We start from the raw sequence: 22492 nt of genomic DNA on the forward strand, positions 1-22492 counted from the left end.
TTTACTATCAACTACCAACTGTCAACTATCAACTGTCAAGCAATATCTCCTTTACTTTGCTACACTTACCCCCAGCATGAATCAAAGCGGACAGATTAAAAGAATCGCCATTTTCGGCTCTACCGGCTCCATCGGCACGCAGGCCCTCGACGTTATTGACGCCAACCGCGACAAGTTTAGCGTTGAAGTGCTCACTGCCAACAGCAACGCCGAGCTACTCATTGAACAGGCCCTGAAGTACCAGCCCAATATTGTAGTGATCGGCGACGACAGCAAGTACGCCCAGGTTCGGGATGCCTTGGCCAGTTCCGACTGCAAGGTGTTTGCCGGCGAGCAGGCCCTTGAGGAAGTAGCCTCCATGGATGTGTACGACCTGATGCTGGCAGCGATTGTGGGTTATGCCGGCCTCCGCCCTACCCTCAATGCGCTCAACGCTGGCAAGCCTATTGCCCTCGCCAATAAAGAAACCTTAGTAGTTGCCGGCGACATTGTGATGCGCACCGCCTACGAAAAGCGGGTGCCCGTCATCCCCGTCGATTCAGAGCATTCGGCCATTTTCCAATGCCTGGTGGGCGAAACCCGCAACCCGGTGGAGAAAGTGATCCTTACCGCATCGGGCGGGCCATTTTTAGGTAAAAAACCCAATTACCTGCTGAATGTGCGCCGCGACCATGCCCTGCAGCACCCCAACTGGACGATGGGCGCCAAGATCACCATCGACTCAGCCACGCTAATGAACAAAGGCCTCGAGATGATCGAAGCCAAGTGGCTGTTCAACCTCGAGCCTTCGCAAATCGAGGTGGTTATTCACCCACAAAGCATCATCCACTCCATGGTGCAGTTCCAGGATGGCAGCATCAAAGCGCAAATGGGCCTCCCCGATATGAAGCTGCCCATCCAATACGCCATGGGTTTTCCGCGCCGCATTCCCAACGATTTTCCCCGCCTCGACTTCCGGCGGGTACGCACCCTTACGTTCGAGGAGCCCGATATCCGCACGTTCCGCAACCTAGCCCTGGCCATGGAAGCGCTCAACCGCGGCGGCAACCTGCCCTGCGTAATGAATGCCGCCAATGAAATTGCGGTCTATGCGTTTTTGCGCAATAAAATAGGGTTTCTGGAAATGACCGACGTGATTGAAAAGACCATGGACAAGGTGCATTTTGTGCAGCAGCCCACCCTCCACGAGTATTTTGAAAGCGACGGCGAGGCCCGCAGCTATGCCGCCGACATGATCAAGCTTTAAAACGTGGTTAAAGCCGCTGCCGCCCGTCCATTGGCGGCCGGTTCATTTCGCTGCATCCCTTATCTTGCGGAGTAAGTATTTTTTTAAAGCCGGCTTTAGTGCCCCCGCCCATCTTTGGTTGTGTCACTCACTTCGGCGTTCTGTTCTTTATTCAACCATTACAATCAGCGCTTCCGGCCCGCGCTTTGGGCCAGGGCAAACTTAAGTATGATTTTATTAGCTGTTAACTGGTCGGCTTTTTTTGCCAACGTTGGCCAATTTATCCTTGCCTTTTCCATCCTGGTGGTATTGCATGAGCTGGGGCATTTTCTGCCGGCCAAATGGTTTGGCTGCCGCGTGGAAAAGTTCTACCTATTTTTTAACCCCTGGTTTTCGCTGTGGAAAAAGAAAGTAGGCGAAACCGAATATGGCCTGGGCTGGGTGCCCCTGGGCGGATATGTAAAAATATCCGGAATGATCGACGAAAGCATGGACAAGGACCAGCTCAACCGTCCGCCGGAGCCCTGGGAGTTTCGCAGCAAGCCGGCCTGGCAACGCCTCATCATCATGCTGGGTGGCGTTACCGTCAACTTTATCCTGGCCCTGGTGCTGTTTGCCGCCATCCTGTTTGTGTGGGGCGAAGAACGCCTGCCCATGAGCAGTCTTAAATACGGCGTGGCGGTCGATTCGCTGGCCAGCGCCGCCGGTATGCGTGATGGGGACCAGATCAAAGCCCTTAACGGCGAGCCCGTTCAGTATTACGGCGAGTTTATGAAAGACTTGGCTTACAGCGAGTCGGTTAGTTTAACCGTAAACCGCAACGGCGCCGATACCACGCTCCAATTTCCCGAAGGCACGGTGCGTCAGCTTACCCGCAACCAGTTGCGCGGCTTTGTTACGCCCCGCATGCCGGTGGTGGTTGACAGCATTGGTGGCACTCCCGAGTACACCAGCGGCGAACTGATGAAAGGCGACCGCATCCTGGCGATGAACGGCAAACCCACCGCCTTTTTCGATGAATTCAATGAAGTAAAACAACAATACAAAGGGCAGAACGTAACCATGAGCCTGCTGCGTGGTGCCGATACGGCCACCGTGGGTGTGAAGGTGAAAGAAGATGGCTCCATTGGCTTTTTCAACATTGCGCCGGACCGCATTTTCCAGACCGAGAAAAAAGAATATTCGTTTGGCGAATCCATTCCTGCTGGTGTTAACTACGGTGTGGACCGGCTGGGCGAATATGTGAACGGCATCCGCCTCCTTTTTACCTCCAAAGAGCATAAAGTTTCCGACAACCTGGGTTCAGTCATTTCCATTGGCAAAACCTTTGGCGGCACCTGGGACTGGCAGCGTTTCTGGACCATGACAGCCCTGTTTTCCATCATCCTGGCCTTTATGAACATCCTGCCCATTCCGGCGCTTGATGGCGGCCATGCGCTGTTTACCATTGCCGAAATGGTGAGCGGCCGCAAGCCCAGCGACAAGTTTATGGAATACGCCCAAATGGTAGGCATGGTGCTGCTGCTTGGCCTGATGCTCTACGCCTTCGGCCTCGACATCTGGCGCCTGGTTAGATAACCGCGTTCGCACCAAACAAATAAATCTGGATTTTATCGCAAATAAAAAATCCATCTCCCAGTGAGATGGATTTTTTTATGGAACAAACTGCAATAATGCTGTTCAACTTCTGTTGCGTCGCACAATTGTACCTTCTGTCCGCTGCCGGGCTGACAAGTACTTACATTGCCGCACCCAATTTTTCAGGCAAACACCATCTTCCATCTATCACTATGTACCCCACTCCTATTTTAAGATTTTAAAACTGCTCCTTGCATTTAAAATGCTTATTTTTGTCGCCGCTGAAAACCTGTTCGGACTTCGGACTTTTTCTACCCGGGGGTGTTTGGTTTTGACAGCATAGGTCTTTGAACGTGTAAGCATGCCGAGCGTTGTATCATTAGCTCGTAAATCTGAAGATTCAAACTCTAAATGGCGAATCTAACTTTGCCATGGCTGCCTAATCAGTGATTAAGTAGTCATTAGGGCCGCCGCGCAGGTTGGTCTCTTACCAAGCGCCGCCGCCGACTTAAAAACAAAAGAGGCTGCTGCAACGAAAGGCTGTGATCGTTGCTTAAGCCCATCCAGCTAAGGAAAGAATTGGTTTGTTCCGCTCCGGTTTTTTCCCGACAATTAATTCGGAAATAAGCATGTAGAAAGCGTTTGGATATCATGTTTGGACACCGGTTCGACTCCGGTCACCTCCACCTGACCGGACAACTCGAGATTTTCGAAGAGTTGTCCGGTTTTCTTTTTTGTAGAACCCTTGCCAGAAGCTAGTATCAGCCGAACCGCTTCATTGATCCGAGCGGTTCGACTTCCATTTTTCTCCAATTCCAGATTTTCGGGAAAGAATTAAACGTGGCTGGTTTTCTGGCATCGGCAGGTAAGCCATTCACCGGTATCTTCAAAAAATCCTTACCCAATCCAATTTTTTGGGCGACCGTTACATTGTATGCCCTGCCGCGGTAGCTCTGGATCTGCACCTCGTTTTCGCGGCTGGTCATGCGGTCGTAGTGCAGTTTCAACTTTTCGCTGGTTGCCACGTCGCCTTGTATGTGCACACCCAGCAGTGCCCAATTATGATAGCCATTTACATTGCCGTTCGTTTTTCCATTTAACGAACACGGGATGGTGTCGAGGTCTGCGGGCTGGCCAGCGCGCAAAAAAGAAAGTCTGTTGGTGCGGTCAAGGACAGTTCCCAACAACTTCCTGATCGGCGCCACAAATACTGCAGGCGTTACGATTGACAGATCTGAACAGCCCCACGCCTATTATCTTGTACATAAGTAACCACTGTTGGCTAAGCATGCAAATCCCTAGTCGGATATACGCATTTTCCATCCCCCTCTATATGAAACATAATATAAATACTATATATTATGGCACATGAAACTAACTGCCATGAATCGAAACCGGATCGATAAACTTAAAACTTGCTGCTTTCTTCTGTTACTCCTCTTCTTTTTTAATTCCTATTGCCAGAATAGAAATACCTTATTGCAGGCGTATCCTTCGGTGAAGGACCAAGGTGAACGCAATAACCTCATTTATGAGATGCTGAATAATCCCGACCCGAAAAAGGGCTTGTATTGCTATCGAAAGCTGCTTAGCCTGACACAGAAACACGATGACAAAGCCGGTGAAGCCTACGTGACTGTACTACTGGCATTTGCCGAACTTTTGGCGGGCAATACTGCAACGGTAACAGAAATTACATTTAAAGGACTTTAGTGCAGCACATCTTTTTTCCGTATGGAATAGAACTGTAATGGATTAGCAAAACGCCTTACTAAAAACTACAATCACAACCCAAACAGATCAAAACCAAAATCAATGGACAATCAACTAAAGGCAAGTTCCGAAAGAGTGTACGCATTAGATGCACTACGTGCTGTGATGATGTTATTAGGGTTAGTAATTCATGCATCCATCACGTACGGCACTAGAGATTATGGAACGACCTGGACACTAAAAGACCCGGATAACAGCCTTGTCTTCGACATCATTGTTGGCTTTATTCACAGCTTTCGCATGCCGGTATTTTTTGTTACTGCCGGCTATTTTGCGGCGCTCCTGTTTTATAAAAAGGGAGCAAAAGCTATGCTGGTCAATAGGGTCAAGCGCATTCTACTTCCGTTTCTTGCCGGGGTGCTGCTCATTTACCCATTAACAGTTTTTGCTTTTACATACGCTAAAAGCGCATTTGTGGGTACAGCATCTCCACTAAGCATTGCTACAGATGTAATTGTTTCCGGTAAGTTTCTTCCATTTAAGTTTGTGCATCTGTGGTTTCTATATTTCCTGATGATGTATGTAGTGTCAGGCTCCTTATTGGCAATAATATTCAAAAAGAACACCGCATTTACCACATCTGCGAACAAGCTTTTTACCTACATCCTCCAAAATTTTTGGTTACGCCTTTTTTCTACGGCACTTTTATTTTTTCTATGTCTGTACTGGATGGGTACACCTTTTATCAAGACCAACCTTGCCTGGACTATTGAGCCGGTAACATTTTTTACCTATTTCCTTTTCTTTGAAATAGGATGGCTACTATATCCTACAAATAGCCTCAAAAATTTGAACCGGTATCCCATCTTGCAATTAAGCATCGGCGTATTGCTGTTTTTACTCTCCACCTTTGCAAAATGGCCTTCCGAGGCGTGGGTGTTCCATGCCAAAGCAGCAATTGCCGCTATTTACAGCACCTTGTTGATCTTCGGCTTTATTGCCTTTTTCCTGACTTATTTTAATTTGTTTTCTCCTAGATGGAGTTATATCATGGATGCAGCTTATTGGGTGTATATAATTCACCTGCCGGTGGTTGCTTTTATCCCAGGATTGATGGCCGGCCAAGCAATACCCTTATTTTTGAAGTTTGCCATTACATTATCAGTCACCGGGTTAATTAGTTTTATCACCTATCGATATTTTGTAAGAAGCAGTTTTATCGGGAGGTTTTTGAATGGCAAAGTGTATCAACAAGAAAAAATTGCTACCACAAAAGAATTGGTTTTACAGCCGTAATATTTTGCAGGTTTGATCACTTCTCAATGTAAGATCCGCATTACAGCCAACAAAGGTGGTTTTATAACACAGAAATATTTCAGGCTAATTATTTGTAACAGCTTGGCATAAGGCAATGCTAACGTTGTACAATGCATCAATGGTAAAGGACCTGGCAAATCCCATTAGTCAATTAAAACAGCTTTGGAGGCTTTAATATCAAAACATCATGTCCGTGCAAACCCTTTACCTGCTTTGGGATGACATAATTTTTGACACCGATTGCCTGCGGATTAAACCCGGCCGCATCCAGCACATTTTAAAACCTGTTCCATTTAAGGGTGCAATGGGTTCGCTCAATGCCATCAAACAAGAGTATTTTGAGGCTAAATACAGCAGGCCCTTCAAGTTGGTTTTTAAAGATTCTGTATTGGACAAAGCTGCTTCGCCTAATTGGATCGAGATCGTGGACCTGATAGAAAAAGCCATTGAAATAACCCGCTTTTCAGCTGTGCCGAAGACCATTTCGAAAAGAATTGTCCAGCCTAAAAAAACAAACAAGACCGGGGACGAAAAACAAAAACAACCGCACCAACAGGAAAAGCCGAATTACCTAAAAGTTCTGGCGCAACATCAGTCGCCTGTATACCGGCTGATTACGATACAAGAAAAGTATGGAACCCTGGTAGAGGGAAGCCATATTTACCGGTTTGTAACGGGCACCAACCGCATACTTATCGTATGGGAAAACACCAACGCTGCCCGTGCATCCTACCTGTTTATTGCACGCCAGGATAATTTGCAGGAACAAATAGCCCGTATTGAAGCATTCATCCACACCGGCTATGTGCAATACAAGCGCAGTCGGTTTCAAAAACTAAAAGAAAACAAACAATTGCGGTCGCAACTCGCTTATGTTGGAAGTGTTCGGCATGAAACCGTAGATCAGTTCAGGACGGATATATTGACATACATCCACCGGTATTAAACAAACGGAGTTTATAGATCGTATCGCGGCCTGCTCAATGCCGGGAAGCTAAAAAAAGCAGAGTACAGGAAAATGATAGCCAACTAGAACAACCGTGATTTTGTGAGCGGCAGTGACCTCCAGTCTGTCGAAGATTGGCCGAAGGCTACACTTTTGATTGAGCAAAGCTTACAACAAGGCACAAAGAAAAATTGCCATCATTTTTGCTTTCTTTCCACTGTTGTGGAGGCCGCAACCTCGGTACTTTTCAACACATAGAGTGTTCATTGTTGCTAAGCAGCTAAGCCAAACAATCAAATGTAAAATCATGAAGGAAATAGCCGAAATAGTTACCGGGCATTTAAGCAGCATCATTGAGCTCTTGGCTGCTTTGGTTATATCGGTAGCACTGATCAAGTTTTTGTATAAATACGTGAAGCATATTGTTCGTCCAAACGAAGGCGTTACCAATCAAACCATACGCATACATTTTGGCAGTGCACTAACGGTTGCACTGGAATTGCTGCTGGCTGCCGATATCCTGGCAACGGCTATTGCGCCAACCTGGGACGATATCGGCAAGCTGGCCGCAATTGCTGTTTTGCGGACCGCACTGAACTATTTCTTGGAAAGAGAACTCAAAAACAATGAATCCGAAATGAAGAAAGATAAAGATTGATTGCTAATACCGGCCAAATGGTTTCCGTCAAAAACACCACTATCTAAAAAATAGTATTCTTTGCTCCTCCAGCGAGATTGCAAGCTAACAATCCAATTGATAACGTAAGTTGATTATTTCAACCGCCCGGTAGATTCACGCTTTAAATTTCCCCAACGAAAATAATCCACACTGTAAATCAACACCAGTCAGAACCTTTTCCTTTTCCCGCTGTTAATTTACCAAACGTGGCTTTAATTTACGCAAAAACGGACAGGGCAATGGAACGGGGAAAGAAGCAATTAGCGATTATTGGCGGTGGCCCTGCGGGTCTTTTTTTGTACAAACGTTTGGTGGCGGCGAATGACACCGATTGGGAAATTCATATCTACGAAAAAGGCAGCCAATTGGGTGCCGGCATGCCCTACAGCCACGAAGGTGCCAACGATGAACACGTCACCAACGTGTCGGACAACGAGTTGCCCGGGCTGGTAACATCGATGGAAGAGTGGATCAAAACAGCACCCGAAAACCTGCAGCAGCGGTTTGGTATTCATGCCGGTAATTTCAATGAGTATAAAGTAGTGCCCCGGCTGCTGTTTGGCAGCTACCTGTCGGCGCAGTTTCAATTGCTGCAAGAAAAGGCAGCAGCACAGGGATTGGTCACCGAAGTTTTTCTGCAATGCAAGGTCACCGATATAGCGCCGATACCCGGTTCGGAACAACTGGCCGTGCTGACGGCTGCCACCCGGCGCATTTATGATGCAGTGATCGTTAGCACCGGGCACAACTGGCCCATCAAACACGAAGGAAAGATCCCTGGCTATTTCGATTCGCCCTATCCGCCTGCCAAACTGCAGCAAAAGCTGGCCCACCCGGTGGCCATCCGCGGGGCTTCGCTTACCGCTTTCGATGCACTACGTACGCTGTCGAGGAAGGCAGGCACCTACCATCGTCGCGACGATGGCATGCTTTCGTACACCCTGAATCCGGAGTGCACCGGATTTAAAATAGTGATGCATTCGCTTTATGGTTTGCTGCCCGCCATCCGTATTCATTTCGACGACGCCAGCCTTTCCCGTGATGCGGGTATCACGGAAGAAGAACTGCAGCAAAACAAGGAAGCCAACGATGGCTTTGTATCGCTGGATTACCTGTTCGAACGAAATTTTAAAGCGCCGTTCAGAGAAAAAGATCCCGAGTTTTATGACCGGATCAGGAACATGAGTATCGAGGAGTTTGTGGACGCAATGATGGATTTGCGGGAACGACTCGATCCATTCACCTTGTTTAAAGCAGAATACGCCGAAGCCGAAAAAAGCATCCGCCGGCAGCAACCGGTACATTGGAAAGAAATGCTGTCGATCCTATCGTTTACGATAAATTACCCGGCCAAACATCTTTCTGCGGAAGACATGTTGCGCCTGAAAAAAGTGCTGATGCCCCTGATCTCAATCGTGATTGCTTTTGTGCCGCAAAGCTCCGCCCAGGAACTGATTGCATTACATGAAGCCGGCGTGTTGGACCTGGTGGCTGTTGACCGCGATAGTGAAGTGATTCCGCAGGAAAAAGGCGGCGTTATTTACCGGTATACAAACGAGAGTGGCGCGGAGCAGGAAGTGTATTATCACGTGTTTGTGGATTGCATTGGCCAACCACAGCTTTCCTATAACCAGGTGCCATTTCCGGCGCTACGCAACACCGGCGCTATTTCGCCGGCTAGGCTGCGCTTTCGCGATGTGGAAAAGGCAAAACAACTAAAAGAAGAAGGCACGATGGAAATCGAAGAGGACAGCAGCGGCAATTATTACCTGCCGGTGCCGGGCATTACCATCAATGATCATTTCCAGGTGTTGGACCAGTACGGCGCTTACAATCCGCGGCTCTACATGATGGCTGTGCCCTATATCGGCGGGCTCAACCCCGATTACTCCGGGCTGGACTTTTGCGAAGCCGCATCCCAACGCATCGTGGCGGCGTTGTTAAAAACAGAAGTCGTAGCTTAAATAGGCCGGATGATTTTAAATGGTGTTTGACCCACTTTTTTAGTTGTCGTCTACTTCCTTCGGCGCTACTTCCTGCGGCGCCCATTTGTCCACTGTATCAAGTTTGAAATACCCAAGATGAATGGTGTCATCTGCAGCATCCGGCGCTGCCGCGTCTATGGCCAGGCTGTATTGCCCTTTGACCGATGCCGGTAAAATATCGCGGATGGCATAAATATCGTCTACATCCACACCGTACTTGTCGTCGATGTGGGCATTGGCGCCTTTGAAACCGGTATGGCGAAAAAACGCTGTTTGCTTGGCGGCCTTTACGGCTTCGCCTTTATCCGGCGCCGCCACGATCATTTTATAATGAAATTCTTCGAACTCACCTTTTTTATAGCCCCCCAGGTTTATAAAAAACAGTTGCACGTTGCTGTTATGTTCAGGGTCGGACGTAACGCTAACCGAGTAACCATTGACCAGTGTTACTTCCCGCCAGGCATCAAGGTGCAGGCCCCTTTTTGCCTCCGGCCAAAACTGGAGTACCTGCGGCACCAGGTCGCGGATGGTTTCGCCAATGCCAAAAAACACATCGTGCTGTTCGGTGTGCCTGCCAGGTGGCGTGGTACCAACAAGTAACATAAAGAGTTTTGCCATAAATAAGGAAGCGATAAATTTCGGGCCAAAGCGGTAAATGGTTTATATCAATAAAAGTCAACAATGCATTTACACTTGTAGTTCATTTCAATGAGCCCTCGTTTTTCGATTTCAATGCTGTTCTCGAGGAAATTTTACTGATTTCGATTGATCCATAATTCATCAATCCGCATTCAACCATTCCGGCCCCTACCTGTTTCTATTTTGGAGGATCAACGAATGACGATCGTATGGTTTCGCAGGGATTTAAGGCTGCGCGATAATCCGGCGCTGGCTGCAGCGGTGAAAGCCGGTGCAATACTGCCCGTGTACATTTTGGAGGAAGAAAACGGATTTACCATTGGTGGCGCCAGCAAATGGTGGCTGCATCATGCACTCAAAAAACTTGATGAATCACTCGATGGTAAGCTCCATTTCTTTCAAGGTCGCGCCGAGGTGGTTTTGCCCAAACTGGCAAAAGTAGCCAAGGCAACAGCCGTGTGCTGGAATAATTGCTACGAGCCTCATTTTGTTGCCAAAGAGGGGGCGGTAACTACCGCACTGGAACAGATGGAAGTTGCGGTTCACCGGTTCAATGGCACCATGTTGTGGGAACCCAACCAGATCATGAAAAAAGATGGAACGCCGTACAAAATATTTGCGCCGTACCTGCGGGCAGCACTGGCCGAAAAGCCCCCACCACCGCCTGCTGCAGCACCGCGTTCCATTCAATATGCCGATGAAACAACGCCCGGTGCGGTAACCCTGGAAAAGCTGCAGTTGATGCCCGAGATCGAATGGTACAAAGGCATTGAAGCATCCTGGGAGCCCGGCGAGGAAGCGGCACAAAAACTACTGCGCAATTTTGTAACTAAAAAGTTGCCGCAGTATGCGGCCGAACGCAACTATCCTAGCCATGATATCCTGTCGAGGCTTTCGCCGCATTTGCACTACGGCGAAATATCGCCGGCTACAATTTGGCAAGCCATACACAAAGGCAGCGGTCACCGCGACAGTGTGCAAAAATTTACCAGCGAGTTTGTATGGCGCGACTTTGCCTGCTACCTGCTGTACCATTTTCCGGAAACCGCTGAAGAAAGTTATAATGAGCGTCTGAAACATTTGGCCTGGAAATACAATGAGGGGCTGCTGCGCAAATGGCAAAAGGGCCAGACCGGCATCCCGATTGTGGACGCCGGCATGAGGCAACTTTGGCAAACGGGCTACATGCACAACCGGGTGCGGATGATCGCTGCTTCTTTTTTGATTAAAAACTTATTGACCGACTGGCGCACCGGAGCTGCGTGGTTTATGGATTGCCTTGTGGATGCCGACCAGGCAGTGAACACCATGAACTGGCAATGGGTGGCCGGTACCGGCCTTGATGCTGCACCGTTTTTCCGCGTATTCAACCCGGTGTTGCAATCAAAAAAGTACGACCCTGATGCAACATACATCACCACCTATGTGCCCGAGCTGAAAGACCTGCCCAAACGATATATCCACGAGCCGTGGTTGCTGCCCAAAAAGATCGCAGAATCTGCAGGCTTCACACCGGGTAAAGATTACCCGCTGCCTTGTGTTGATTTGCAGGAATCGAAGGATGCGGCATTGAAAGCATTTCGGGAAACGAAGCGTTGACTTTATTGAATTGATTACGTGTTTCAATTGGTGAAATATTAGTGGATCGTTTGCCCTTCTTGCAAAGCACCAATGGCATCAAATGAAAGGGCCTGCAAATATGGTTATTTGCAGGCCCTTTCATTGTTACAAAAGTCTATCGATAGTTAGTTCATTACAAAACTAAATAAGCGGCGCATTTAATACCCAGTCCTCTTACCCACGATACTCTGGCAACGACACCGGCTCCAACAACTGGTGAAACAAGGTCACCATCCGTTCGGGTTGTTCCTGGAAAAATGAGCTGCGGATAGAGAGCGGCACCAGTTTTACCGTGGCCAAAAACTCCGAGCCCGCGGAAAATATTTGTTCGTCGTTGAAACGCCCATGTAATGTCAGGCCCTTTTTGAAAAATGTGGTTTGTGACACACACTCTTTAAATAAGAAAGCGATCAACATTTCTTGGGTTGAAAACACTAATTGCACCAGCTTCATGGGAAATGCTACAGCAAAAGATATTCCAAGGTGCATTGACTGCGGCGAAAGAGAACATTTTCCAGGAAATTAAGCGCAGGTGCCGCGGCAAATGCCGCTTAAAAAAGGAATTTTAACCGGCAATTACATCGGCAGAAATATGGAAAACACGGAACCTTCGCCAGGTGTGCTTTGCGCCTGGATAAAACCATTGTGGTTTTCCGCCACTTTTTTTGCGATCGACAACCCCACTCCTGTCCCGGTATATTCCGACTTGCCATGCAGCCGCATAAACATCTGGAAAATGGTTTCCTTGTATGCTTCATCAAATCCGATACCGTTGTCTTTTACAGAAAATACATGGTAACGAACACCATCTAATGCTGCATCGGATCCGGTTACTTCAATTTTCGGTTGTACACCCGGTTTGCTGTATTTGATTGCATTGCTCAAAAGGTTTTGAAACAATTGCTGCAACTGCCTTTTGTAACCCTGCACCACCGGCATTTGCTCCACTTCAAACACTGCGCCTTTCTCCGCAATGTGCAGTTCCAGGTCTTCCAATACGCGGCTAATGATGTTGTTTACATCAACACTATCTTTTTCGTGCGGCCGCTGGCTGATATGCGAGTATTGCAACAGGTCGTCGATCAGGTTGCTCATGCGCTGCGAAGAACCTTCGATGCGTTCAAACGAACGGCGCTGCACATCGTTGAGGTGTTCGCCCAACTGGTCTTTCAACAAGGATGTAAAAAAGTGGACTTTGCGGATGGGTTCTTTTAAATCATGCGAAGCTGCATGTGCGAACTCTTCCAAATTTTCATTGGAACGTTTCAACTCCGTGATGTTCCGTTCCAGTTGCAATTGCAGTTGCTTCAACTTGGTGTAATCGGTGAGGTGTACAATCACATCGCCGTTCATTTGCACGGCGCCCATCTCATTGTGGATGTTCAGGCCATCAGCCTCGTAGTGATTGTCCCAAAGTTTTGCAACACCAGTGGTAGCAACTTCCTTGATGTATCTGTAACTGTCGGTTTGGAAATAACCGGGAAAGAATTCACTAACCCGCCTTCCTTCCAGTTCTGCAGGTTTTTTACCCGCATAATTGGCATATGCTTCATTAGTCAACTTGTATTTAAAGTCAACTACTTCACCGTTCTCAATAATGGGTTCCAACACCTGCAATGGCGTGGTAAATATGTTGATGATGTTTTGCAAATAAGCGTACGACGCCATCAGTTGCAGGTGCGCATCCTGCAATTCTTCGGTTTGCTCTTTTACCTGCCGTTCCAGTTCTGCCGCAAATTGCTTTTGCTCGGTAATGTCTTGCACCACCGCTAGCATCTTTAGCGGCTTTTTGTCGGCATCCATCGCTACCGTGCCTTTCAGCCTGATCCAGCGCTCCGTTCCATCTGTATGATAGATCCGAGATTCATATTCAAGGCGGCCATCTTGGTAAGCTTTCTGGTAAGCCTGTTCGCGCAGCACCAGGTCGCCGGCATGCATCTGCAATAAAAAGTCGGTGCGCTTACTGCCCGAGTTTAACCCGAACATTTTTTCGATCCGCGACGAGATCACAACCTCCTGGGTCTGCAGGTCCACTTCTACCACACCCACCTCACCTGATTCAATGGCCAGTTCCGCCTTTTCATTGGAGTGCAGCATTTGCTGCACCAGCACCACATTATCTGTTGTTTCGGTACAGGTTACAAACACACCCACCGCCTGGCTAAAATCATCCAACACCGGGCTGTAGCTATAGGTCCAGTAAACGTCTTCCATTTTCCCGTTCCGGTAAATGGGCAGCAGTTGATCATTGTGCCAGGTGGCCTCGCCGCCGTTCATCACCGAAGCAATTTGCGGCTTAATATCCTTCCATGTTTCGGGCCACACTTCGGCAGCAGGTTTGCCCAGTGCATATGGGTGTTTGCCGCCGTTACCCAGGCTTGGCCGATAAGCATCGTTGTAAAAGCAAATGGAGTCGGTGCCCCAAAAAAGAAACATGGGAAATTTGGAATGCAGCAAAATGCCAAGCGTGGTGCGCAGTGTGCCCGGCCACTGGTCGGGTGTGCCAAGCGGGGTATCGGCCCAATCATAAGCGCGGATCAACGCCCCCATTTCACCGCCACCTTGCAAGAAAGAAAAGGTCTTTATCGTGGCTTGCAGCTGCTCCAAATGCTCAAAATATTTTAAAAATAAAAATGAATGTAATGCATTTCCGTCAAGCGTTGGCTCGGCGCAGCGCAAGCCCGGCAATTACATTTGGTTTATAGAGTTTTACCAATAGGATTTTTTCACCAATTCTTATTGAGCAGAACCAACCACGAGTCGTGTTTTGCCTCATTCAATCAACTACCGATTCGATACCAACTTCTCCATTATTTCCGCTCCGTATCGCCTTCAACAAAGTACCGCTATCCCACACAAAGGAATAAGCAAAAACCGCCAGCATAGCATCCGCCATCACAATTCATTATTTGATAATAATAGGATAACTCACCGTTGACACAGGCCGTTTATCTATGGGGTTCAAAATCATTGAATGAAACGAAACCACCTGCTGGCTGCCTGCTCCTTGGCAGTGCTTTTATTTGCCTGTAAAAAAAATGACCTACCGCACAACGAGCCCAAAGAAGACCCTGCAACATTTGCCGAAATCGGCAGCATCGACATTGGCGATGCAGGCGCCGCAGAAATTACTGCCTACGATCCCACCACCCAAAGACTGTTTGTGGTTAACAACAGTTCAGTCAACAAAATTGATGTACTCGATTTTTCAAACCCTGCTGCGCCGGCTTATATCCACAGCATCAGCATGGCGCTCATTGGCGGGTTTGTCAACAGCCTTGATGTAGACAAAGGCGTGCTGGCCGCCGCCGTTGAAGCAGTAAACAAACAGGAACCCGGTAAAGTGGCCCTGTTCAATACCACCACTTATGCGTTGATCAAAACCGTTGCGGTAGGTGCACTCCCCGACATGGTTACGTACAGCCCCGATGGTAAATACATCCTCACCGCAAACGAAGGCGAGCCCTCATCCGATTATTACAACGACCCGGAGGGAACGGTGTCTATTATTTCGGTAAAAGATAATTACGCGGTTACCACCATTGGCTTTGGTGTATTTGCCAAACAACAGGCTGCGCTGGTGGCAAAAGGGCTGCGGGTATTTGGCCCCAACGCCAGCTTTGCACAAGATATGGAGCCGGAGTACATCACCGTTTCCGACGACAGCCGCACGGCATGGGTAACCCTGCAGGAAAACAACGCCATTGCAAAAATTGACCTGCAGGCAAAAACGGTAATCGACATTTTTCCCTTAGGATTCAAGCATTACAACAGCGCAACAAATGCTATTGATGCAAGCGACCGCGATGGCGCCATTGCATTTAACCCGCAGCCCGTTTGGGGCATGTACCAGCCCGATGCCATTGCGTTTTACCTGGCCGGCGGCACGCCCCTGCTCTTCACTGCCAACGAAGGTGATGCACGGGAGTATGATGCTTTTGCCGAAATAAAGAGAGTAAAAGATTTAAAACTAGACGCAGCAGCATTTCCGGATGCAGCCATTAAAACAGATGCACGACTGGGCCGGCTGAATGTGACCAGCACGCTGGGCGATACCGATGGTGATGGCGATTATGATGCCTTATACTCGTTGGGTGCACGCAGCTTTAGCGTATGGAATGGCAACACCGGCGCACAGCTATACGACAGCGGCAACGACCTGGACCGCCGTGCCGCTAATGCAGGCCTGTACGATGACGGCCGCAGCGATGATAAAGGCGTGGAACCCGAAGGCCTGACGATTGGCGAGATCAACAGGCGTCCGGTATTATTTGTGGGATTGGAACGTGCCGATGCAGTGGCCGTTTATGACCTGACCAACACCGGCACACCCAGGTTTTTGAAAATGCTGCCCTGCGGCGATGCACCCGAAGGCGTGTTGTTTATTAATGCTAAAGACTGTCCCACACGCAAAAGCCTGCTGGTGGTTAGCAGCGAAAATGACGGTGTGATTAAAGTGTACAGCACAAAATAAAGCGATACTAATAGGCCGTTGCAAGAGATAACATTAAAGCAATGATTGCTTAACAATGCGGTAAAATTGGACCCCCAACTTTAACCCATAATTCAAATAAATACTTCTCATTACGATCCCTGTTTCTACAGGGATCTTTTTGTTATTATGGTATGTGCAAATAGAAAATGATGCACAGCAAAAACAGCGTTTTTCTATAAAAAAAGAAAATCTACATACTGCCATCGCCGCATCTGCAATCAATTGAATGGTGTGAGCACAATGAGCACATTGCTTTTTAAACGGCTGTGCTTTACAACAAGTTATGCACAGCCCGTGCAAAACATATTGCAGCCGGCACCCATTTAAGTCCTTACTTCACTGCCTGATAATTGGTTGCAGGTACCCACAGGTACTGCATTAATAGGGAATCCGGTGGAAATCCGGAACTATCCCCGTAGCTGTAAGCTCCGTTTCTGTTGTTTTCGCTTCATGCCACTGCCCCGTTGCGGGTGGGAAGGCCGAAAACAAAGGAGCAAGTCAGAAGACCTGCCAATCGTCGATTTAGTAACAATGCTTTCGGGTGAAAGGCACGGTACTGACGGATTTCCGCACAGCGTATTTTGGTGCGCCCAATACGCATGATTGCCGATTTGCACCTTCAGCACTACCCCTTTGCCTGCAAGTAAATAAACCCATTTACCATGCAAGCAAACGACGAATTATTGCTCCGCGAAAACAAAGACCGTTTTGTTATTCTGCCCATCAACTACCCGCAAATTTGGGAGCAGTACAAAAAACACGAAGCCAGCTTTTGGACAGCCGAAGAAGTTGATTTGAGCAGCGACCTCAAAGACTGGGAAACGCTCAACAGCGGCGAACGCCATTTCATTGCGCATGTGCTGGCATTTTTTGCTGCCAGCGACGGCATCGTTAATGAAAACCTCGCCGTGAATTTTATGAGCGAAGTGCAATTGCCCGAAGCCCGTTGCTTCTATGGCTTCCAGATCATGATGGAAAACATACACAGCGAAACATATGCACTGCTGATTGATACATACATCAAAGACCCGGCTGAAAAACATCGGCTCTTTCATGCCATCGACACTGTTCCGGCCGTAAAGAAAAAAGCAGAATGGGCCCTGCGCTGGATCACCAATGGCTCATTTGCGCAGCGGCTCGTAGCGTTTGCCGCGGTGGAAGGCATTTTTTTCAGTGGTTCTTTTTGTTCCATTTTCTGGTTAAAGAAACGGGGCCTGATGCCGGGGCTCACGTTCAGCAATGAGCTGATCAGCCGCGACGAAGGCATGCATTGCGAGTTTGCCTGCCTGCTTTATAGCATGCTGCAACACAAGCTGTCGCAGGAAGAAGTATATGCCATCATTACCGATGCGGTAGCCATCGAAAAAGAATTTATTACTGAAGCATTGCCTGTTGATTTAATCGGCATGAATGCAAGGCTGATGCAGCAATACATTGAGTTTGTGGCCGACCGATGGCTGTCGGACCTGGGCTATCCAAAAGTGTACAACGCTGCCAATCCTTTTGATTTTATGGAAATGATTTCGCTGCAGGGAAAGACCAATTTTTTTGAAAAACGCGTTGGCGATTACCAAAAGGCCGGGGTGCTTTCGGGTAAAGACACACAGGTATTTTCTACCGACGAAGATTTTTAAACGCTTTAAAACAACACCATGCTGGTTATAAAAAGAAACGGAAAAAAAGAGCCGGTGAAATTTGATAAGATCACGGCCAGGTTGCAAAAGCTAAGCTACGGGCTCAATCCATTGGTTGATGTGATTGACGTTGCCAAAAAAACCATCGAAGGTGTGTATGATGGCGTGCACACTACCGAGCTCGACAACCTTGCAGCGGAGGTATCGGCATCACTCACCACAACCCATCCTGACTATGCCACACTTGCTTCGCGTATTGCCGTGAGCAATTTGCATAAAAACACAACAAAGAGTTTTTCAAAAACAATGCATTTGCTGCATGCATACACCGACCGTACAACGGGCAGGCATATGCCGCTGATTGCCGACGATGTAATGGAAGTGATTGCGGCCAATGCCGACCTGCTGGACAGCACCATCATTTACGACCGCGACTATGCCTTTGATTATTTTGGTTTCAAAACGCTGGAAAAATCGTACCTGTTGCGCATCAATGGGGCCATTGCCGAACGTCCGCAGCATATGTATATGCGTGTGGCCGTGGGCATCCACAAAACAGACCTCGAGGCTGCTATTCGTACCTACCAGCTAATGAGCGAACGCTGGTACACGCATGCTACGCCAACGCTGTTCAATGCCGGAACACCCAAGCCGCAAATGAGTTCATGCTTTTTGCTGACGATGAAAGACGATAGCATTGACGGTATTTACGACACGCTGAAACAAACTGCGAAAATATCGCAAAGTGCCGGCGGCATTGGCCTGGCCATACACAATGTGCGGGCCACCGGCAGCTACATCAGTGGCACCAACGGCACCAGTAATGGCATCATTCCCATGCTGCGTGTATTCAACGATACAGCACGATATGTGGACCAGGGCGGCGGCAAACGCAAAGGTGCCTTTGCTATTTACCTGGAGCCCTGGCATGCCGATGTTTTTGAGTTTTTGGACCTGCGCAAAAATCATGGCAAAGAAGAACTGCGGGCCCGTGACCTGTTCTTTGCACTTTGGATTCCGGACCTGTTTATGAAACGGGTGGAGGAAAATGGATCGTGGAGTTTGTTTTGCCCACACGAAGCACCGGGATTGAGCGATTGCTGGGGACCGGCATTTGAAAATCTGTACTTGCAATACGAAGCAGAGCATCGGGCACGCAAAACCGTAAAAGCGCAGGAATTGTGGTTTGCTATTTTGGAAGCACAAATTGAAACCGGCACACCTTACCTATTGTATAAGGATGCGGCCAACAGTAAAAGCAACCAGCAAAACCTGGGCACCATTAAAAGCAGCAACCTATGTACTGAGATCATGGAGTATACAGCGCCGGATGAAGTGGCGGTATGTAACCTGGCTTCGATTGCGCTGCCGCGGTTTGTGCAGGATGGCGTGTTCGACCACAACAAGTTGTACGAAGTAACATATGAAGCCACGCTCAATCTGAATAAGATCATTGACCATAATTATTACCCGGTGCCCGAGGCGCAACATTCCAACCTGCGCCACCGGCCTATTGGCATAGGTGTGCAAGGCCTTGCCGATGTTTTTATCCTGATGCGGCTGCCATTTGAAAGCGACATGGCGCGGCTGCTGAATAAAAACATTTTTGAAACGATCTATTTTGCTGCCATGACGGCCAGCAATGATTTGGCAAAAAAAGAAGGCCCTTATGCAACCTTCGCCGGCTCACCGGTGTCAAAAGGTATTTTTCAGTTCGATATGTGGGGCGTCGCTCCAAGCGACCGATGGAATTGGGATAACTTAAGGGAAAGTGTGCAAGAACATGGCGTACGCAACTCGTTGCTACTGGCGCCAATGCCTACCGCATCCACCTCGCAAATTTTTGGCAACAACGAATGTTTTGAGCCTTATACCAGCAACATTTACACAAGGCGTGTATTGAGCGGCGAGTTTATTGTGGTAAACAAACACCTGCTCAATGACCTGGTGGCATTAGGCCTATGGAACAGCGACATGAAAAACAGGTTGCTCGCTGCAAATGGTTCGGTGCAGGATATTCTGGGCATACCAACCGAAATCAAAGAGTTGTACAAAACCGTTTGGGAAATAAAACAACGTAGCCTTATTGACATGGCGGCTGATCGCGGTGCATTTATTTGCCAGTCGCAATCACTCAATCTTTTTGTAGATGCGCCATCCGCCACTAAGCTTACATCGATGCATTTTTATGCATGGAAAAGGGGCCTCAAAACCGGTATGTATTATTTGCGTACACAAGCGGCCGCACAGGCGGTGCAGTTTACCGTAAATAAAAATGCTGCGCAGCAGGAAACAAATGGAGCAAGCAACCCTGCAGCAACAGGCGCTACTTGCAGTATGCAGGATGGATGCATAAGCTGTGGCTCCTGATGTTTGTATTAAATTGAAAACGCATTACATGTATTATTAAAATGAACAGCCGCCAAAGGTGCACTTTGTCGGATGTTCATTTTAATACTAAAAAAACTTTCTGCATTTCAATCTATGCATTGGAATTGCATGAATGCGCAGTTCTTGACAACCACCAGTTGCCGATATGTGCATAAACGATCAACGCTATGCCACCGCCTTTCAGCAGCACTTCCATAGCTTCAGTTGCAACAAAGTTGGCAGCAATCATCATGACCAAACCCAGCGCAAATAAAACAGGAATCACAGGTTTGCGGTGCTGTTGCAGGTAACCACGCCAAATAGCCCAGCCACCTACAAAAAGAGAGATAAGCAAGGTCAGCAACTCAATCAAAAAATGATGCAGCAACTCGATGTTCCAAACGGAAAGGGTACTGAAAAATAGGGGCAGCACAATGCAATGCACCAGGCACACCAACGCCGAAATAATCCCTGTTCTGTCGTAAATAGATCTATATGCCGCCATAAATAATAAATGGGATTAAACAATTTCTTTGTGCACCATTGATCAAAATGCTGCTTCGATCAATTCCCTGTTGATGGCCGCCCCTGCCTTCATGCCGGCGGCAACCGCCACAGCCACCGACCGCATTGGCGTGGTGTTATCGCCTGCGGCAAAAACGCCGGACACTGATGTTCGTTGCAATTCATCCACCTGTATAAAGCCCTGTTCCGTGAACGTGCAACCAAGTTGCTCCGGTAATTGTGTGCTTTGATGAAAAGGAAAGCGGGTGAACATCGCCGTTAGTTTTACCGGTGCTGCGCTTTCCAACACCACCTGTTCGATCTTGCCGTTGTTGTGCCGTAGCGCTGTCACTTTGTGTTCAACAATCGCAATGCCATGCTGCTTCATTTTCGCTTGCTGTTCCGGCATTAACGAACTGGGCCCATTGGTAAACAACGTAAGGTTAGGCGACCAATGGTTGATGAGGCGGCACAGTTCAAATGCAGTATCTCCATTGGCCAAAATGCCAATGGGCTCATTGCGCACCTCGTATCCATGGCAATACGGGCAGTGCAGCACAGAAATCCCCCAACATTCCGCAAGCCCGGGAATGTCGGGCATTTCGTCCCTGATGCCCGTGGCAAAAAGAAGCTTTTGCGCAAAAAAGCGATCGCCTGCCTGGGTCCATACTGCGAAACCCGCATCACGTTGTTGCACTTCGGTCACCAACCCAATGTGCAGCGAAACGGTTGGATACTGCAACACCTCTGCCCTGGCCCTTTTGGCGATATCGGCCGGCGTTTTGCCATCGTTCGTCAAAAAATTATGCGAATGCGGCGTTTGCCGGTTGCATGGTTCGCCACCGTCAATAATAGCTACCCGGCGCAGCGATCGTCCGAGTGTTAAGCCGGCCGCCAGGCCGGCATAGCTGCCGCCTATGATGAGTACTTCAATTTTGTCTATTGCCGCCATGTTTGGAAAATTGATGATGCGTTATCAGTTGGTTGTACCCCGTACATTCCCTTTTGGATGTTCTGAAACAGGTAGGGAAATAGGTTACGTTTGATGCGAAGGTAATGGAAAATCTATTTTTTTGCAACGTAGTTGCAAAAAAAATAGATTTGGTCTAACATTGCTTTTGCTGCAGATTTCATTTGGTGGAGAGCGAAAAATGGCGGTCTATGCTTCGGTCGGTCTAAAAGATTTACTTCCTATGGGAGTAGATAAAATCTGCGCTTCTCCAGTTCCAAACAACCCGGTCTCATATTTAAAACTGTGTCCATTGTCCTAATCAACCCCATGCCTATTTGCCAAACAAAACGTAAAGTAAAATGATTCGTCAAGGAAGGACCATTGTCTAACACTATACATTTAGTCAATACTATTGCCTGTCTTTGGACTTCCAATTACTTTACTGTAAACCCAATTCACTGACGATTGCCGCACGAAATTTTATAGCCACCACACTGACGCGGCCGCTAACTCAAGTGTCAATTTATTACACTGTGGCAGCGCCTCGTTTGAGCCATCGCGATCACGCCATTTCTTTGCTGCACGCAAGTTCTAGGCGGTTGCTGATGCCGAATTGATCCGGTGAACGGAACGGGATTTTAAACAAAATTTCCCTATTAATACCGGAAATCTCCCCCATGTTCGGCAGCCGGATTTTATGTTGCGCATGAAATTGTTCGACCTTCGGTCGGCAAAAAAGAGCGCAGAAAATAACGGTTGCAGCCAGCATTTTACAGCAGGCCACTCCGGTACATTTTGATCCAAAACAAAGCCTGGCGGTGCGTAGCAAAACCAT

Annotated in this window: 17 protein-coding genes, 1 other RNA gene and 1 riboswitch; of the genes, 12 read left to right on the forward strand and 6 right to left on the reverse strand. The window is 48.1% G+C overall.

Annotated features, from left to right (window positions below):
• Nucleotides 1–76: 76 nt before the first annotated feature.
• The 3 genes from EPD17_RS15750 (at nucleotide 77) to ssrA (ending at nucleotide 3492) form a co-directional block, all read left to right on the forward strand.
• Nucleotides 77–1246: a 1-deoxy-D-xylulose-5-phosphate reductoisomerase gene (locus EPD17_RS15750; protein WP_114236274.1), complete on the forward strand. Its 1170-nt coding sequence runs from the start codon at nucleotides 77–79 to the stop codon at nucleotides 1244–1246.
• A 207-nt stretch (nucleotides 1247–1453) separates the two neighbouring features.
• Nucleotides 1454–2803, forward strand: coding sequence for an RIP metalloprotease RseP (gene rseP, locus EPD17_RS15755; RefSeq protein WP_114236275.1), 1350 nt, complete (start codon nucleotides 1454–1456; stop codon nucleotides 2801–2803).
• A gap of 317 nt (nucleotides 2804–3120) precedes the next feature.
• Nucleotides 3121–3492, forward strand: a transfer-messenger RNA (tmRNA) gene (gene ssrA, locus EPD17_RS15760).
• Nucleotides 3493–3564: 72 nt separating this feature from the next.
• On the opposite strand, the gene EPD17_RS15765 is transcribed toward ssrA, so the two are convergent.
• Nucleotides 3565–4008, reverse strand: coding sequence for a hypothetical protein (locus tag EPD17_RS15765; RefSeq protein ID WP_132055560.1), 444 nt, complete (start codon nucleotides 4006–4008; stop codon nucleotides 3565–3567).
• Nucleotides 4009–4171: 163 nt separating this feature from the next.
• On the opposite strand from EPD17_RS15765, the gene EPD17_RS15770 reads away from it, so the two are divergent.
• From EPD17_RS15770 to EPD17_RS15790, 5 genes are all read left to right on the forward strand, one after another.
• Nucleotides 4172–4516: a hypothetical protein gene (locus EPD17_RS15770; protein ID WP_132055561.1), complete on the forward strand. Its 345-nt coding sequence runs from the start codon at nucleotides 4172–4174 to the stop codon at nucleotides 4514–4516.
• Between the two features lie 102 nt (nucleotides 4517–4618).
• Nucleotides 4619–5812 carry an acyltransferase family protein gene (locus EPD17_RS15775; RefSeq protein WP_132055562.1) on the forward strand — a complete coding sequence of 398 codons (1194 nt, stop codon included), beginning with the start codon at nucleotides 4619–4621 and terminating at the stop codon, nucleotides 5810–5812.
• Nucleotides 5813–6020: 208 nt separating this feature from the next.
• Complete coding sequence (locus tag EPD17_RS15780; RefSeq protein ID WP_132055563.1) at nucleotides 6021–6779, forward strand: hypothetical protein; 759 nt, start codon at nucleotides 6021–6023, stop codon at nucleotides 6777–6779.
• Nucleotides 6780–7086: 307 nt separating this feature from the next.
• A complete protein-coding gene (locus EPD17_RS15785; RefSeq protein ID WP_132055564.1) occupies nucleotides 7087–7437 on the forward strand; it encodes a DUF1622 domain-containing protein in 351 nt (116 codons plus the stop codon).
• Between the two features lie 260 nt (nucleotides 7438–7697).
• Nucleotides 7698–9422, forward strand: coding sequence for an FAD/NAD(P)-binding protein (locus EPD17_RS15790; RefSeq protein WP_132055565.1), 1725 nt, complete (start codon nucleotides 7698–7700; stop codon nucleotides 9420–9422).
• A gap of 39 nt (nucleotides 9423–9461) precedes the next feature.
• Here EPD17_RS15790 and EPD17_RS15795 read toward each other — a convergent pair whose 3' ends face one another.
• Entirely contained in the window at nucleotides 9462–10046 is a 585-nt protein-coding gene (locus tag EPD17_RS15795; RefSeq protein WP_132055566.1) for a DUF1543 domain-containing protein, read from the reverse strand.
• Between the two features lie 219 nt (nucleotides 10047–10265).
• Here EPD17_RS15795 and EPD17_RS15800 point away from each other — a divergent pair, with 219 nt between their 5' ends.
• On the forward strand, nucleotides 10266–11681 hold the full coding sequence (locus EPD17_RS15800; protein ID WP_132055567.1) for a cryptochrome/photolyase family protein: 1416 nt from the start codon (nucleotides 10266–10268) through the stop codon (nucleotides 11679–11681).
• A gap of 195 nt (nucleotides 11682–11876) precedes the next feature.
• Here EPD17_RS15800 and EPD17_RS15805 read toward each other — a convergent pair whose 3' ends face one another.
• Together EPD17_RS15805 and EPD17_RS15810 are read right to left on the reverse strand one after the other, a co-directional pair.
• Nucleotides 11877–12119, reverse strand: coding sequence for a hypothetical protein (locus EPD17_RS15805; protein WP_132055568.1), 243 nt, complete (start codon nucleotides 12117–12119; stop codon nucleotides 11877–11879).
• 159 nt (nucleotides 12120–12278) lie between these two features.
• Nucleotides 12279–14309 (reverse strand): PAS domain-containing sensor histidine kinase, encoded by a 2031-nt coding sequence (locus EPD17_RS15810; protein WP_132055569.1) that lies wholly within the window; start codon nucleotides 14307–14309, stop codon nucleotides 12279–12281.
• Nucleotides 14310–14676: 367 nt separating this feature from the next.
• Between EPD17_RS15810 and EPD17_RS15815 the strand changes: the two genes are divergently transcribed.
• The 3 genes from EPD17_RS15815 to EPD17_RS15825 all read left to right on the forward strand — a co-directional run bounded on the left by EPD17_RS15815 (nucleotide 14677) and on the right by EPD17_RS15825 (nucleotide 20201).
• The gene (locus EPD17_RS15815) at nucleotides 14677–16176 is read left to right on the forward strand and encodes a choice-of-anchor I family protein (RefSeq protein ID WP_132055570.1); all 1500 of its coding nucleotides are present in this window, start codon (nucleotides 14677–14679) and stop codon (nucleotides 16174–16176) included.
• A 355-nt stretch (nucleotides 16177–16531) separates the two neighbouring features.
• Nucleotides 16532–16726: riboswitch (cobalamin riboswitch) on the forward strand.
• A 133-nt stretch (nucleotides 16727–16859) separates the two neighbouring features.
• Nucleotides 16860–17831 carry a ribonucleoside-diphosphate reductase small subunit gene (locus EPD17_RS15820; protein ID WP_132055571.1) on the forward strand — a complete coding sequence of 324 codons (972 nt, stop codon included), beginning with the start codon at nucleotides 16860–16862 and terminating at the stop codon, nucleotides 17829–17831.
• Between the two features lie 18 nt (nucleotides 17832–17849).
• On the forward strand, nucleotides 17850–20201 hold the full coding sequence (locus EPD17_RS15825) for a ribonucleoside-diphosphate reductase subunit alpha (protein WP_132055572.1): 2352 nt from the start codon (nucleotides 17850–17852) through the stop codon (nucleotides 20199–20201).
• A gap of 112 nt (nucleotides 20202–20313) precedes the next feature.
• Here the strand turns inward: EPD17_RS15825 and EPD17_RS15830 are convergent, their stop codons facing one another.
• Both EPD17_RS15830 and EPD17_RS15835 read right to left on the reverse strand, forming a co-directional pair.
• Nucleotides 20314–20706 (reverse strand): MerC domain-containing protein, encoded by a 393-nt coding sequence (locus EPD17_RS15830; RefSeq protein ID WP_132055573.1) that lies wholly within the window; start codon nucleotides 20704–20706, stop codon nucleotides 20314–20316.
• A 42-nt stretch (nucleotides 20707–20748) separates the two neighbouring features.
• Complete coding sequence (locus EPD17_RS15835; RefSeq protein WP_132055574.1) at nucleotides 20749–21657, reverse strand: NAD(P)/FAD-dependent oxidoreductase; 909 nt, start codon at nucleotides 21655–21657, stop codon at nucleotides 20749–20751.
• Nucleotides 21658–22492 lie beyond the last annotated feature (835 nt).

The organism is Pseudocnuella soli (assembly GCF_004347775.1).
GTDB lineage: Bacteria > Bacteroidota > Bacteroidia > Chitinophagales > Chitinophagaceae > Flavisolibacter > Flavisolibacter aquaticus.